Below are 13,371 nucleotides of genomic sequence, written 5' to 3' on the forward strand. Positions count from 1 at the left end.
ACCCTGGTGCCGGTGGCAACGGGGCCACCTTGCACCTTGGAGGCGCAGTGAGCGAAGCCGCCGACGGTCTCGAGACCGACTACCAACGTGTCCAACGCAGCGACGAGTTCCAGGCCCTCAAGCGACGCTTCCGGAACTTCGTGTTCCCGATGACGGCGCTGTTCCTGGTCTGGTACTTCGTCTACGTCCTGCTCGCCGACTACGCGCACGACTTCATGGCGACCAAGGTCTGGGGCAACATCACCGTCGGCCTGCTGTTCGGCCTCGGCCAGTTCGCCAGCACCTTCATCATCACCATGGTCTACGCCCGCTGGGCCAACACCCGGCAGGACGCGGTGGCCGAGCGCCTCCGGCTGCACATCGAGGAAGGCACCGTGGGCCAAGGGGGTGGTGTCGCGTGATCGCCGCCGTCGCACCCATGGCCACCGAGACCGAGCAGATCGGCGAGCCGGCGGTCAACATCGCCATCTTCGGCGTGTTCGTGCTCATCACGCTCGTGATCGTGTTCCGGGCGTCCCGCAACAACAAGACCGCCGCCGACTACTACGCCGCGGGCCGGTCCTTCACCGGGCCGCAGAACGGCACGGCCATCGCCGGCGACTACCTCTCGGCGGCGTCGTTCCTGGGCATCTGCGGCGCGATCGCCATCAACGGCTACGACGGCTTCTTGTACTCCATCGGCTTCCTCGTGGCCTGGCTCGTGGCGCTGCTGCTCGTCGCGGAGCTGCTGCGCAACACGGGCAAGTTCACGATGGCGGACGTCCTGTCGTTCCGGCTCAAGGAGCGGCCCGTGCGCATGGCGGCCTCGCTGGCCACCCTCGCGGTCGTCTTCTTCTACCTCCTCGCGCAGATGGCGGGCGCCGGGGGCCTGGTCGCGCTGCTCCTCGGCATCGAGGGGACCGGCGCGCAGGGTGTCGTCATCGCCGTCGTCGGCGCGCTGATGATCCTGTACGTGCTGGTGGGCGGCATGAAGGGCACCACCTGGGTGCAGATCATCAAGGCGATCCTGCTCATCGCCGGCGCCGCCGTGATGACCGTCTGGGTGCTGTCCAAGTACGGCTTCAACCTGTCCGACCTCCTGCAGGGCGCCGTCGACAAGGCGGGTGAGGGCGGCGAGGCGCTGCTCGGGCCGGGCAAGCAGTACGGCGCGACGTCGATGAGCCAGCTGAACTTCCTGTCGCTCGCGCTGGCACTCGTGCTCGGCACCGCGGGCCTGCCGCACGTGCTGATGCGGTTCTACACCGTGCCGACCGCCAAGGAGGCGCGTCGCTCGGTGGTGTGGGCGATCTGGCTGATCGGCATCTTCTACCTGTTCACGCTGGTGCTCGGCTACGGCGCCGGAGCGCTGGTGGGTCCGGAGGCGATCAAGGCGGCACCGGGAGGCGTGAACTCCGCGGCCCCGCTGCTCGCCTTCGAGCTCGGCGGGACGATCCTGCTCGGTCTGATCTCGGCGGTGGCGTTCGCGACGATCCTCGCGGTGGTCGCCGGCCTCACCATCACGGCGGCCACGTCGTTCGCGCACGACATCTACGCGTCGGTCATCAAGAAGGGCCACATCAACCCCGACGGGGAGGTGCGGGTGGCCCGCGTGACGGTGCTCGCGATCGGCATCCTGGCCATCGTCGGCGGCATCTTCGCCAACGGGCAGAACGTGGCGTTCCTCGTCGCGCTCGCCTTCGCGGTCGCGGCCAGCGCCAACCTGCCGACCATCCTCTACTCGCTGTTCTGGAAGCGGTTCAACACGTCCGGAGCGCTGTGGAGCATGTACGGCGGCCTCATCTCGTGCCTGGTGCTCATCACCTTCTCGCCGGTCGTGTCCGGCAAGGTCGACCCGGTCACGGGCGCGAGCCTGTCGATGATCAAGGACACGTCGGTGGACTTCCACCTCATCGAGCTCGAGAACCCCGGGCTGATCACCATCCCGCTCGCGTTCATCCTCGGCATCGTCGGGACGTACCTGAGCAAGGGGAAGTCCAGCCCGGAGAAGTACGCCGAGATGGAGGTCCGTTCCCTGACGGGCGCCGGCTCCGAGAAGGCCGTGACGCACTGACGCGGGCGTCCCGGGGTGGGTCGCTCATCCCGGGACGTGCGTCACGAAGATCGCGGTGCCCGGCAGCAGCGCGCCGCGCAGCGGCGACCAGCCGCCCCAGACGGCGTCGTGGCCCTCGGGCCACTCCGGCTCGACGATCGCGTCGATGACGAGGCCGGCACCGACGACGTCGGCCACGTGGTCGCCGATCGTGCGGTGGTACTCGGCGTAGAGCACCGCGCCCGACGCCCCCAGCTCGGCGTACGGCCGACGGTCGAAGTACGGCCGCGTGGCCGTCAGGCCCCGCTCGCTCGGGTCGTCGGGGAACGCCCAGCGCACGGGGTGGGTCACGGCGAACACCCACCGGCCGCCCGGTCGCAGCACCCGGGCGGCCTCGCGGTGCACGCGCTCGGCGTCGGGCACGAAGGGGATGGCCCCGTAGGCAGTGAACGCGACGTCGAAGGTCGCGTCGGGGAACGGCAGGGCGCGCGCGTCGGCGGCCACGACAGGCGTGCGCACCCCCGTGGACTCGTCGTACGCGAGCCCGGCCCGCAGCATGCCCTCGGCGACATCGGTCGCGACGACCTGCACGCCGCGCCCGGCGAGCCACCGCGAGCACTGCGCGGCACCCGCGCCGATCTCGAGCACGCGCGACCCCGCCACGTCGCCCAGCAGACCCGCGTCGGCCTCGCGCAGGCCCTCCGGGCACCAGACGAAGTCGGCGGGGCCGAGGAACGCGCCGTGCTCGTCGAGGTACTCCGTCGCGTTGGCGTCCCACCACGCGCGGCCGGATCCCGAGGCGGCCTGCGGGTCCACGTCGAGGTAGCCGGCGCTGTCCGTGGGCTCTGGCTCGGGTGCGCGCATGATGCCAGTCTGGCCGACGACCTGGGACCGAAGGCATGCCGGACGCGTGTCGTGGCTGGTTAGGCTGGCCGCAACGGTTGCTCGACGACGCGCACCGGCCTCGTAGACCAGCGATGAAGGAGTGCCCCAACGTGCGAGTCGGACTGCTCACCGGCGGCGGCGACGTCCCCGGCCTGAACGCGGCCATCCGTGCCGTCGTCAAGCACGGCGAGGGCCACTACGGCCATTCGATCATCGGCTTCCGCAACGGCTGGAAGGGCGTGGTGGAGGGCCACTCCGTCCCGCTGACCCGCGAGCTCATCAGGAACGTGCTCCCGGTCGGCGGCACACTGCTCGGCACCGCGCGCTTCCACCCGCACGCCGACGACGGCGGCCTCGACGCCGTCCTCGCGACCCTTGAGGCCGAGCGCATCGAGGCGCTCATCTGCATCGGGGGCGACGGCACGCTGCACGCCGCCAGCAAGGTGGCCGAGTCGGGCGTCCGCATCGTCGCGATCCCCAAGACGATCGACAACGACGTGTGGGGGACGGACCAGTCGATCGGCTTCGACACGGCGGTGACCATCGCCACCGAGGCGATCGACCGCATCCACACCACGGCCGAGAGCCACAACCGGGTCATGATCGTCGAGGTCATGGGCCGCCACGCCGGCTGGATCGCCGCGACCTCGGGCATCGCCGGGGGCGCGGAGCTGGTCCTGGCGCCCGAGCAGCCGTTCGACATCGACAAGATCGAGCGCTTCCTCAAGCACCGGCACCGCGCGCACGCGAGCTTCTCCATCGTGGTCGTCGCGGAGGGCGCAGTCCCGGCGGAGGGCACCTCGATGCACTACGAGACGCAGATGGGCAAGTTCGGCGAGATCGTCGCGGGTGCCATCGGCGAGCGGCTCAAGGCCGAGATCGAGCAGCGCACCGGGTTCGACACGCGCGTCACCGTGCTGGGGCACATCCAGCGCGGTGGCACGCCGACACCTGCCGACCGGATCCTCGGGTCGCGGTTCGGCGTGGCCGCCATCGACGCGATCACCCGTGGCGAGTCGGGCGTCATGACTGCCCTGCGCGGAGAGTCGGTCGTGACGGTGCCGCTCTCCGAGATCGCCGGGAAGGTCAAGTACGTGCCCGAGGACCTGCTGGGGGTGGCGCGGGCGCTCGCCTGAGCCCGGGCTGACCCGCTTTGACCCGCCCGACGGGGCGGAGATAGGGTAGACGGCGGTGCCGCGCGCCTTCTTCCGGTCGAATCCACGCGAGTCTGACATGTGGTCGTCCGGTGCGATTCCTTCCAGGATCACCAGTCGTCGGCCCGTCAACCTGTCCGAACAACTTCCTGTCCGCAACGGAGCCCATCCCTACATGAGCATCACCACCCCCGCGAAGCCCGCCTCCCCGCAGGTCGCGATCAACGACATCGGCTCGGCCGAGGACTTCCTCGCCGCGATCGACGCCACCATCAAGTACTTCAACGATGGCGACATCGTCGAGGGCACCATCGTCAAGGTCGACCGTGACGAGGTCCTGCTCGACATCGGTTACAAGACCGAGGGCGTCATCCCGTCCCGTGAGCTGTCCATCAAGCACGACGTGGACCCCGGAGACGTTGTCAAGGTCGGCGACGCAGTCGAGGCCCTCGTCCTCCAGAAGGAGGACAAGGAAGGCCGCCTGATCCTGTCCAAGAAGCGCGCGCAGTACGAGCGGGCCTGGGGCACGATCGAGAAGGTCAAGGAGGAGGACGGCGTCGTCACCGGCACCGTCATCGAGGTCGTCAAGGGCGGCCTCATCCTCGACATCGGCCTGCGTGGCTTCCTGCCCGCGTCGCTGGTGGAGATGCGTCGCGTCCGCGACCTCCAGCCGTACGTCGGCAAGGAGATCGAGGCGAAGATCATCGAGCTCGACAAGAACCGCAACAACGTGGTCCTGTCGCGTCGCGCGTGGCTCGAGCAGACGCAGTCGGAGGTCCGCTCGACCTTCCTGCAGACGCTCCAGAAGGGCCAGGTGCGCCCCGGTGTCGTCTCGTCGATCGTGAACTTCGGTGCGTTCGTGGACCTGGGTGGCGTGGACGGGCTCGTGCACGTCTCGGAGCTGTCCTGGAAGCACATCGACCACCCGTCCGAGGTCGTCGAGGTGGGCCAGGAGGTCACCGTCGAGGTTCTCGACGTCGACTTCGACCGCGAGCGTGTCTCCCTGTCGCTGAAGGCGACGCAGGAGGACCCGTGGCAGGCCTTCGCCCGCACGCACGCCATCGGCCAGGTCGTCCCGGGCAAGGTCACCAAGCTCGTCCCGTTCGGCGCGTTCGTGCGCGTCGAGGACGGCATCGAGGGCCTCGTGCACATCTCGGAGCTGGCCGTGCGCCACGTCGAGATCCCGGAGCAGGTCGTCCAGGTCAACGACGACGTCTTCGTCAAGGTCATCGACATCGACCTGGAGCGTCGCCGCATCTCGCTGTCGCTCAAGCAGGCGAACGAGGGCTTCGACCCGGCCAGCGAGGACTTCGACCCCGCGCTGTACGGCATGGCGGCGGAGTACGACGAGGCCGGCAACTACAAGTACCCCGAGGGCTTCGACCCGACCACCAACGAGTGGCTCGAGGGCTTCGAGTCGCAGCGTGAGACGTGGGAGGGCCAGTACGCGGCCGCTCACGAGCGCTGGGAGGCCCACCGCAAGCAGGTCGCCGAGGCCGCCAAGGCTGACGCCGACGCTGCCGCCGGTGGCGAGACCGGGGGCGCCTCGTCCTCGTCCTCGGCTCCTGCCGCTGCCGTGTCGACGTACTCGTCGTCCACCGAGGAGGCCGCCGGCACCCTCGCGTCCGACGAGGCGCTCGCCGCTCTGCGCGAGAAGCTCACGGGCAACTGATCGCAGCCGGGTCACGGACCCGGTATCGACGGGCCGGTCACCTTCGGGTGGCCGGCCCGTCGGCGTCTCGGCCGAGACGTGCCGGAACCGGGGGCGCGGTCGGCCGCGGACTCGGGCAGGATGGTCGGATGCAACGCATCGGGCTCACCGGCGGGATCGCGTCAGGCAAGTCCGTGGTGGCCACCCGCCTGGCCGAGCTCGGCGCGGTGGTGATCGACTCCGACGTCCTCGCGCGGCAGGCGCTGGCACCCGGGTCGGCGGGGCTCGACGCCGTGGTCGAGGCGTTCGGGCCGGGCGTCCTGGCGGAGGACGGTTCCCTGGACCGCGCCGCTCTCGCGGGTCGCGTGTTCGCCGACGACGAGGAGCGCGCGCGGCTCAACGCGATCGTCCACCCGATCGTGCGCAGGCTGTCCGCGGAGCGTGAGGCGGCCGCCGCGGTGGCCGACCACGGGGCGATCGTCGTGCATGACATCCCCCTGCTCGTCGAGACCGGGCGGGCCGATGCGTTCCACGTGCTCGTCGTGGTGCAGGCGCCCGCCGACGAGCGTGCGCGGCGGCTCGTCGAGGGCCGCGGCCTGACCCGTGCCGAGGCCGAGGCGCGGATCGCCGCCCAGGCGACCGACGAGCAGCGCCTCGCCGTGGCCGACGTCGTCCTCGACGGCTCCGGGAGCGTCGACGGGCTGCGCGCGCATGTGGACGAGCTCTGGAGCCGCCTGTCGGCGGAGTCCGCGGACGAGGTGGCCGCAGAGACCCCCTGAGCGCGTCCCGCTCGCCCATTCGGGGGTGCGTTACCCGGATGATCCGGACCCCTGGTGGTTCACACGGGTGAGCCTCGGTTAGTGTGCGGTTCGTCACAGTGGACGTCGGACCTTCGGCGGGCCACGAAGCTTGAGGAGCACCGCATGCCGAAGCCCGCGCAGACCCGCGCATCCGTGTCCGTCGGGACGGGCCTGCCCGTCAGCCGAGTCGCCGACCTGGCAGCCAAGGCCGCGTCGTCCGTCGACGACCCCGCCGGGCGGGTTCGCGTCGAGTCGCGCTCGCTCGCCTCGGTCGAGCTCTCCGTGCGGGACCACATCGAGGGCAAGGAGCTCATGCGCTTCGACGTGGTCATCGACCGCGCGCTGGGCCGCACCAACTCGCGCACCGTGATCTCGAAGTTCGAGGTGAAGGGCGGCGTCTCGAGCCTCATGCCCGCGGTCAAGCGCAAGCTCGTCGCCTTCAGCGCCTACGAGGCGTACATGGACTGGTTCGTCTCGGAGGTCGTGAGCGAGGACCCGCAGGCCCTCGTGACCCTCGTCAGCGGGGAGTAGCGCTCCCGCGCCACGTGTCGGTGGCGGCACGTACGGTGAGGGCATGCGTCCAGTCACCGACCTGCAGCGGACCGTGGCACCTTTCGAGGTCGTCTCGGAGTTCTCCCCGTCAGGCGACCAGCCGACCGCGATCGCGGACCTCACCCAGCGCCTGCGCGCCGGCGAGAAGGACGTGGTCCTGCTCGGCGCCACCGGGACGGGCAAGTCGGCCACGACGGCGTGGCTGATCGAGCAGGTGCAGCGCCCCACCCTGGTGATGGCGCCCAACAAGACCCTCGCGGCGCAGCTGGCCACGGAGTTCCGGGAGCTGCTGCCCAACAACGCGGTCGAGTACTTCGTGTCGTACTACGACTACTACCAGCCCGAGGCGTACATCGCGCAGACGGACACCTACATCGAGAAGGACTCGTCCATCAACGACGAGGTCGAGCGGCTGCGGCACTCGGCGACCAGCTCGCTGCTCACGCGTCGGGACGTGGTGGTGGTCGCGTCGGTGTCGTGCATCTACGGCCTCGGCACCCCGCAGGAGTACGTCGACCGCATGGTCACCCTCAGCGTGGGCGACCAGCTCGACCGCGACCAGCTGTTGCGCCGCTTCGTGCAGATGCAGTACACCCGCAACGACATGGCGTTCACGCGCGGGACGTTCCGCGTGCGGGGGGACACCGTCGAGATCATCCCGATGTACGAGGAGCTCGCCATCCGGATCGAGTTCTTCGGGGACGAGATCGAGGCGATCGCGACGCTGCACCCGCTGACCGGCGACGTGGTCCGGAGCGAGCAGCAGATGCACATCTTCCCGGCCACGCACTACGTCGCCGGCCCCGAGCGCATGGAGCGCGCCATCGGGGGGATCGAGGCCGAGCTCGAGAGCCGGCTCGCCGAGCTCGAGCGCCAGAACAAGCTGCTGGAGGCGCAGCGGCTGCGCATGCGGACCACGTACGACATCGAGATGATGCGCCAGATCGGGTCGTGCTCGGGGATCGAGAACTACTCGCGCCACATCGACGGGCGCGCGGCGGGCTCGGCCCCCAACACGCTCATCGACTACTTCCCCGAGGACTTCCTGCTCGTCATCGACGAGTCGCACGTCACGGTCCCGCAGATCGGCGCGATGTTCGAGGGCGACATGTCGCGCAAGCGCGCGCTCGTGGACCACGGCTTCCGGCTCCCGAGCGCCACCGACAACCGCCCCCTGCGGTGGGAGGAGTTCGTCGAGCGGATCGGCCAGACCGTCTACCTGTCGGCCACGCCCGGCGACTACGAGCTGTCCATGGCGGACGGGGTGGTCGAGCAGATCATCCGTCCCACCGGGCTCGTGGACCCCGAGGTCATCATCAAGCCGACCAAGGGCCAGATCGACGACCTGCTCGGCGAGATCAACGAGCGGGTCGCGAAGGACGAGCGCGTCCTGGTCACCACGCTGACCAAGAAGATGGCCGAGGACCTCACCGACTACTTCCTGGAGAAGGGTGTGCGCGTGCGCTACCTGCACTCCGAGGTCGACACCCTCCGCCGGGTGGAGCTCCTGCGCGAGCTGCGCATGGGCGAGTACGACGTGCTGGTCGGCATCAACCTGCTGCGTGAGGGCCTCGACCTGCCCGAGGTGTCGCTCGTGGCCATCCTCGACGCCGACAAGGAGGGCTTCCTGCGCTCCGGGAAGTCGCTGATCCAGACGATCGGGCGCGCGGCCCGTAACGTCTCCGGCCAGGTGCACATGTACGCCGACAAGGTGACGCCCGCCATGGCCCTCGCGATCGAGGAGACCGACCGCCGGCGCGAGAAGCAGATCGCGTACAACCTCGAGAACGGCATCGACCCCACGCCGCTGCGCAAGAAGATCGGCGACATCACCGACCTGCTCGCACGCGAGGACGCGGACACCGCCGAGCTGCTGGGAGGCGCCGGCCGTCAGGCCAGCCGCGGCAAGGCGCCGGTCCCGGGCTTCGGCTCCAAGGGCGCGCCGCGCGACGAGCGCACGCGCCTGACCGGCGCGGCGGCCGGTGAGCTCGCGGGCCTCATCCAGGACCTGACCGACCAGATGCACGCCGCGGCCGGTGAGCTGCAGTTCGAGCTCGCAGCCCGGCTCCGCGACGAGATCTCGGGGATGAAGAAGGAGCTCCGGCAGATGCAGGCCGCGACGGCCTGACGCTGCGGGAGCGCAGGAAGCGACGTGCGGGCGGCGGCGTCCCGCCGTGAGCCGCCGCGATGGACCACGAGCCAGTCCCGCGACGAAAGGTGAGACATGATGGGCGTCCCGATCCAGGTCACGTTCGATGCAGCGCACCCCCCGACGCTGGGGGCGTTCTGGGCCCAGGCGCTCGGGTACGTCGAGGACGCGCCACCGCCGGGCTTCGCCACCTGGGAGGAGGCGCTCGACGCCATGGGCGTGCCGCTCGACCAGCGTGACTCCGCCTACGCCGTGGTGGACCCCGACGGTGTGGGGCCGCGGCTGTGGTTCCAGAAGGTGCCCGAGGCGAAGAGCGCCAAGAATCGCGTGCACCTCGACGTGAACGCTGCCGCGGCGCTCCCGCGCGAGGAGCGCCCCGCGGCCGTCCGGGTGCGGGCCGCCGAGCTCGAGGCCCTCGGTGCGACGAGGGTGCGCGAGATGGAGGAGAACGGCGGGTTCTGGATCGTCATGCTCGACCCCGAGGGCAACGAGTTCTGCGTCCAGTAGGCCGCCGATCCGCGACACGCCCGAGTACGCGACACGCGGGGACCAGCGACAGCGGGCGATTCGTCACGTAGGGTCTGGCGTGTTGAAGGGGAGTACCCCACAAGTGAACGTTCCGTCAGCACGGGTCTCAACGGCGAGGTCCCGGAACGTTCGGCCGGCGACATGTCGCACGGTGGGGGAGACCTTCGGTACCGATGCATGTCTCGATACCGGAGGTTCACATGGATATCCCTACCTGGGTGTGGCTCGTCACCGCTGCTGGCGTGCTCGCGCTGGTGCTGTTCGACTTCTTCGCGCACGTCCGCACGCCGCACGCCCCGAGCTTCTCGGAGTCGGTGAAGTGGTCGACGTTCTACATCGTCCTGGCGCTCGTGTTCGGCGTCGTGGTCGGCGTGGTGTGGGGCTGGGGGAGCGGGACGGAGTACTTCGCCGGGTACGTGACCGAGAAGTCGCTGTCGGTGGACAACCTGTTCGTCTTCCTCATCATCATGACGAAGTTCGCTGTCCCGCGAGAGTTCCAGCAGAAGGTGCTGCTGGTCGGCGTCGCGATCGCGCTCGTGCTGCGGACCGTGTTCATCCTGGCCGGCGCCGCCGCGATCGAGCAGTTCTCCTGGGCGTTCTACCTGTTCGGCGCGTTCCTGGTCTACACGGCGGTCAAGCTGGCGCGTGAGTCGGGCGGGCACGACGACGAGCCGGAGGAGAAGGTGGGCGACGGCGCGGCCGTCCGGATGCTCAAGCGCTTCGTGCCGACGACCACGGAGTACCACGGGGACCGGCTCACGACGAAGATCGACGGCAAGCGCTTCCTCACGCCGATGCTCCTGGTCATGGTGGCGATCGGGTCGACCGACATCCTCTTCGCGCTCGACTCGATCCCGGCGATCTTCGGCCTGACGTCGGAGGCGTACATCGTGTTCACGGCCAACGCCTTCGCGCTGCTGGGCCTGCGCCAGCTCTACTTCCTGATCGGCGGCCTGCTCGAGCGCCTCGTCTACCTGTCGCAGGGCCTTGCGGTGATCCTGGGCTTCATCGGCGTGAAGCTGATGCTGCACGCCCTGCACGTCAACGAGCTGCCGTTCGTGAACGGCGGCGAGCCGGTGACGTGGGTGCCCGAGATCCCCATCTGGCTCTCGTTGACGGTCATCCTCGGCACCCTGGCGGTGGCCACCGTCGCGAGCCTGGCGAAGACCCGCCGGGACCGGGTCCTGGTCGAGAGCTGACCCGGCCGAGGGGCGTCGCCCGCCGTCCGACGCGCGACGTCCCTCAGGCGGCTTGCGTCGGGCGGCCGGCGTCCGTCAGGCGGGCGGCGCCCAGGGCCCGCGCACCACGGTCCACTCGCGCACCTCGACGCCCGCGATGATGCCCTCGCGGGCGAAGGGGTCGCCGGCCAGGGCGGTGTCGAGCGCCGCGGTGTCCTCGACACGGAACACCAGGAGCGCCTCCGGCTCGCCGTCGGCGAACGGGCCGGACGCGAGCAGCGTGCCCTCGTCCTCCAGGACGCGCAGGTAGTCGCGGTGCTCGGGTCGGACGCGGTCGCGGACGTCGGCCCGCTCGTCGTAGGTGTAACGCACGGCATAGATCGTCATACGGGCATCCTGCCGCACGGGCCCGGCGGCGGGGGGCACGGGGTGGCACAGTGGCGTGGTGACCACCATCCCGGCCCTCCCGCTGCGCGACGGCACCACCATCCCGGCACTGGGCCTGGGCGTCTACAAGGTCGACGACGCGACGGCTGAGCCCGCGGTCGCGACGGCGATCGACGCGGGCTACCGCCTGATCGACACCGCGACGCTCTACCGCAACGAGCGCGGCGTCGGCCGGGCGCTGCGGGCAGCACCCGTTCCCCGCGACGCCGTCTACCTGACGACGAAGCTGTGGAACGACGCGCACGGCCGGCCGGCGGCGCGGCGCGCCTTCGACGAGTCGGTCGAGCGCCTGGGGGGTCCGCCGGACCTGTACCTGATCCACTGGCCGTGCCCGGCGCGGGGGCTGTACGCCGAGACGTGGCGTGCGCTGCTCGAGCTGCGCGACGAGGGGCGCGTCCGCTCGGTCGGGGTGTCCAACTTCCAGCGCGACCACCTCGAGACGATCATCGCCGACTCGGGCGAGGTGCCGGTGCTCAACCAGATCGAGCTGCACCCGTACCTCCAGCAGCGCGAGCTACGGGCGGTCCACGCTGACCTCGGCATCGTCACGCAGGCATGGTCTCCGCTGGGGCGTGGCGCCGTCCTTGCGGACCCGACCATCGGGCAGATCGCCGCGGAGCACGGCGTGACACCGGCGCATGTGATCCTGCGCTGGCACCTCGACCTCGGCATCGCGGTGATCCCGAAGTCCGTCACGCCCGAGCGCATCCGCGCCAACCTCGACGTCTTCGCCCTCACGCTGACCGAGCGCGACCACGACCGGATCGCCGGCCTCGACCGCGGGGCGCGGTCTGGCTCCCACCCCGACGAGGTGAACTGACATGCCCCGTATCCTGCGCACACTGCTGACCGACGAGCTCCTCACGCGGATCCACGACCGCGCGGCGGCCCACGACCGGGACAACACGTTCCCGCACGACGACCTGCGCGAGCTGGCCGACGCCGGGTACCTGCGCGCGTTCGTCCCCGCCGACCTCGGAGGAGCGGGGCTCACGCTCGAGGAGGTGTCGCGGGAGCAGGCGCGGCTGGCGACGGCAGCGCCCGCCACCGCGCTGGCGGTCAACATGCACCTCGTTGTGACCGGGCTCGCCGCGCTGCTCGTCGGGCGCGGTGACGACACGACGGCCTTCATCCTGCGCGACGCCGCAGCGGGCGAGGTGTTCGCGTTCGGCAACTCCGAGGCCGGCAACGACCTCGTGATGTTCGGCTCCCGCACGCGGGCCGAGCGGCAGGCCGACGGCGGCTACCGGTTCTCCGGGACGAAGATCTTCACGTCCCTCTCGCCCGTGTGGACGCGCCTGGCGACGTTCGGGCTCGACGAGGAGCACCCCGACGGACCGCGCCTGGTGCACGGCGTCGTCGGCCGCGACGGCACGACCACGAAGGACGACTGGGACACCCTGGGCATGCGCGCGACGCAGTCGGCGACCACGGTGCTGGACGGCGCCCGCGCCGAGCCGGAGCACGTATACCGGTCGTTGCCGCCGGGGCCGAGCGGCGACTCGTTCGTGTTCGCGCTGTTCGCCACCTTCGAGGTGCTGCTCGCCGCCGTGTACACGGGCATCGGCCGGCGCGCGCTCGAGCTGGGAGCCGAGGCGACGCGTCGTCGCACGTCGTTCAAGTACGACGGCCGCCCGTACTCCCAGGACCCCGACATCCGGTGGAAGGTGGCCGAGGCGGCGCTCGCGCAGGACGGCGCCGAGCTCCAGGTGTTCGCCCTCGCGCGGGACGTGGACGAGCAGGCGGATCACGGGGCGCGGTGGTTCGCGCAGCTCGTCGGTCTGAAGGTCCGCGCCACCGAGACCGCGAGGACGGTGGTCGACCTCGCCCTGCGGGTGTCGGGCGGCGGGGCGTACTTCACGGGCAGCGAGCTCACGCGGCTCTACCGCGACGTGCTCGCGGGGATCTACCACCCGTCGGACGACGAGTCCGCGCACGGCACCGTGGCGACGTCGATCCTGGGGCCGCTGGAGGAGTGAGGCATTCCCGCGGGTGGCC

Annotated in this window: 13 protein-coding genes; 11 read left to right on the forward strand and 2 right to left on the reverse strand. The window is 70.5% G+C overall.

Annotated elements, in window-relative coordinates:
* Positions 1-47: 47 nt before the first annotated feature.
* Both QRT05_RS06970 and QRT05_RS06975 read left to right on the forward strand, forming a co-directional pair.
* Entirely contained in the window at positions 48-401 is a 354-nt protein-coding gene (locus QRT05_RS06970) for a DUF485 domain-containing protein (RefSeq protein ID WP_289446320.1), read from the forward strand.
* 17 nt (positions 402-418) lie between these two features.
* A complete protein-coding gene (locus tag QRT05_RS06975; protein ID WP_289447375.1) occupies positions 419-2,050 on the forward strand; it encodes a solute symporter family protein in 1,632 nt (543 codons plus the stop codon).
* A gap of 24 nt (positions 2,051-2,074) precedes the next feature.
* Here the strand turns inward: QRT05_RS06975 and QRT05_RS06980 are convergent, their stop codons facing one another.
* The gene (locus QRT05_RS06980) at positions 2,075-2,893 is read right to left on the reverse strand and encodes a class I SAM-dependent methyltransferase (RefSeq protein ID WP_289446321.1); all 819 of its coding nucleotides are present in this window, start codon (positions 2,891-2,893) and stop codon (positions 2,075-2,077) included.
* Positions 2,894-3,024: 131 nt separating this feature from the next.
* On the opposite strand from QRT05_RS06980, the gene QRT05_RS06985 reads away from it, so the two are divergent.
* The 7 genes from QRT05_RS06985 (at position 3,025) to QRT05_RS07015 (ending at position 10,947) form a co-directional block, all read left to right on the forward strand.
* Entirely contained in the window at positions 3,025-4,050 is a 1,026-nt protein-coding gene (locus tag QRT05_RS06985; protein WP_289446323.1) for a 6-phosphofructokinase, read from the forward strand.
* Between the two features lie 193 nt (positions 4,051-4,243).
* Positions 4,244-5,740, forward strand: a complete 1,497-nt coding sequence (gene rpsA / locus QRT05_RS06990; RefSeq protein WP_289446324.1) for a 30S ribosomal protein S1 — start codon at positions 4,244-4,246, stop codon at positions 5,738-5,740.
* 128 nt (positions 5,741-5,868) lie between these two features.
* On the forward strand, positions 5,869-6,498 hold the full coding sequence (gene coaE / locus QRT05_RS06995; protein ID WP_289446325.1) for a dephospho-CoA kinase: 630 nt from the start codon (positions 5,869-5,871) through the stop codon (positions 6,496-6,498).
* A 144-nt stretch (positions 6,499-6,642) separates the two neighbouring features.
* Positions 6,643-7,050 (forward strand): hypothetical protein, encoded by a 408-nt coding sequence (locus tag QRT05_RS07000; RefSeq protein WP_289446326.1) that lies wholly within the window; start codon positions 6,643-6,645, stop codon positions 7,048-7,050.
* 43 nt (positions 7,051-7,093) lie between these two features.
* A complete protein-coding gene (uvrB, locus tag QRT05_RS07005; RefSeq protein ID WP_289446327.1) occupies positions 7,094-9,199 on the forward strand; it encodes an excinuclease ABC subunit UvrB in 2,106 nt (701 codons plus the stop codon).
* Positions 9,200-9,298: 99 nt separating this feature from the next.
* Positions 9,299-9,727 (forward strand): VOC family protein, encoded by a 429-nt coding sequence (locus tag QRT05_RS07010; RefSeq protein WP_289446328.1) that lies wholly within the window; start codon positions 9,299-9,301, stop codon positions 9,725-9,727.
* 221 nt (positions 9,728-9,948) lie between these two features.
* Positions 9,949-10,947, forward strand: coding sequence for a TerC family protein (locus QRT05_RS07015; RefSeq protein ID WP_289446330.1), 999 nt, complete (start codon positions 9,949-9,951; stop codon positions 10,945-10,947).
* 75 nt (positions 10,948-11,022) lie between these two features.
* Here QRT05_RS07015 and QRT05_RS07020 read toward each other — a convergent pair whose 3' ends face one another.
* Positions 11,023-11,313, reverse strand: a complete 291-nt coding sequence (locus QRT05_RS07020; RefSeq protein WP_289446331.1) for a YciI family protein — start codon at positions 11,311-11,313, stop codon at positions 11,023-11,025.
* Positions 11,314-11,371: 58 nt separating this feature from the next.
* On the opposite strand from QRT05_RS07020, the gene QRT05_RS07025 reads away from it, so the two are divergent.
* Both QRT05_RS07025 and QRT05_RS07030 read left to right on the forward strand, forming a co-directional pair.
* Positions 11,372-12,193, forward strand: a complete 822-nt coding sequence (locus QRT05_RS07025; RefSeq protein ID WP_289446333.1) for an aldo/keto reductase — start codon at positions 11,372-11,374, stop codon at positions 12,191-12,193.
* 1 nt (position 12,194) lies between these two features.
* A complete protein-coding gene (locus QRT05_RS07030; protein ID WP_289446335.1) occupies positions 12,195-13,352 on the forward strand; it encodes an acyl-CoA dehydrogenase family protein in 1,158 nt (385 codons plus the stop codon).
* The last annotated feature ends 19 nt before the right edge of the window (positions 13,353-13,371 follow it).

Source organism: Cellulomonas edaphi (assembly GCF_030362815.1).
Taxonomy (GTDB): domain Bacteria; phylum Actinomycetota; class Actinomycetes; order Actinomycetales; family Cellulomonadaceae; genus Cellulomonas; species Cellulomonas edaphi.

Bases quoted from the DNA above. Each gene is read 5' to 3' on its own strand.
- QRT05_RS06975 (WP_289447375.1), top strand. From the start codon at position 419: ATGGCCACCGAGACCGAGCAGATCGGCGAGCCGGCGGTCAACATCGCC.
- uvrB (WP_289446327.1), top strand. From the start codon at position 7,094: ATGCGTCCAGTCACCGACCTGCAGCGGACCGTGGCACCTTTCGAGGTC.
- QRT05_RS06980 (WP_289446321.1), bottom strand. From the start codon at position 2,893: ATGCGCGCACCCGAGCCAGAGCCCACGGACAGCGCCGGCTACCTCGAC.
- QRT05_RS07015 (WP_289446330.1), top strand. From the start codon at position 9,949: ATGGATATCCCTACCTGGGTGTGGCTCGTCACCGCTGCTGGCGTGCTC.
- rpsA (WP_289446324.1), top strand. From the start codon at position 4,244: ATGAGCATCACCACCCCCGCGAAGCCCGCCTCCCCGCAGGTCGCGATC.
- QRT05_RS07010 (WP_289446328.1), top strand. From the start codon at position 9,299: ATGGGCGTCCCGATCCAGGTCACGTTCGATGCAGCGCACCCCCCGACG.
- QRT05_RS07000 (WP_289446326.1), top strand. From the start codon at position 6,643: ATGCCGAAGCCCGCGCAGACCCGCGCATCCGTGTCCGTCGGGACGGGC.
- QRT05_RS07030 (WP_289446335.1), top strand. From the start codon at position 12,195: ATGCCCCGTATCCTGCGCACACTGCTGACCGACGAGCTCCTCACGCGG.
- coaE (WP_289446325.1), top strand. From the start codon at position 5,869: ATGCAACGCATCGGGCTCACCGGCGGGATCGCGTCAGGCAAGTCCGTG.
- QRT05_RS07020 (WP_289446331.1), bottom strand. From the start codon at position 11,313: ATGACGATCTATGCCGTGCGTTACACCTACGACGAGCGGGCCGACGTC.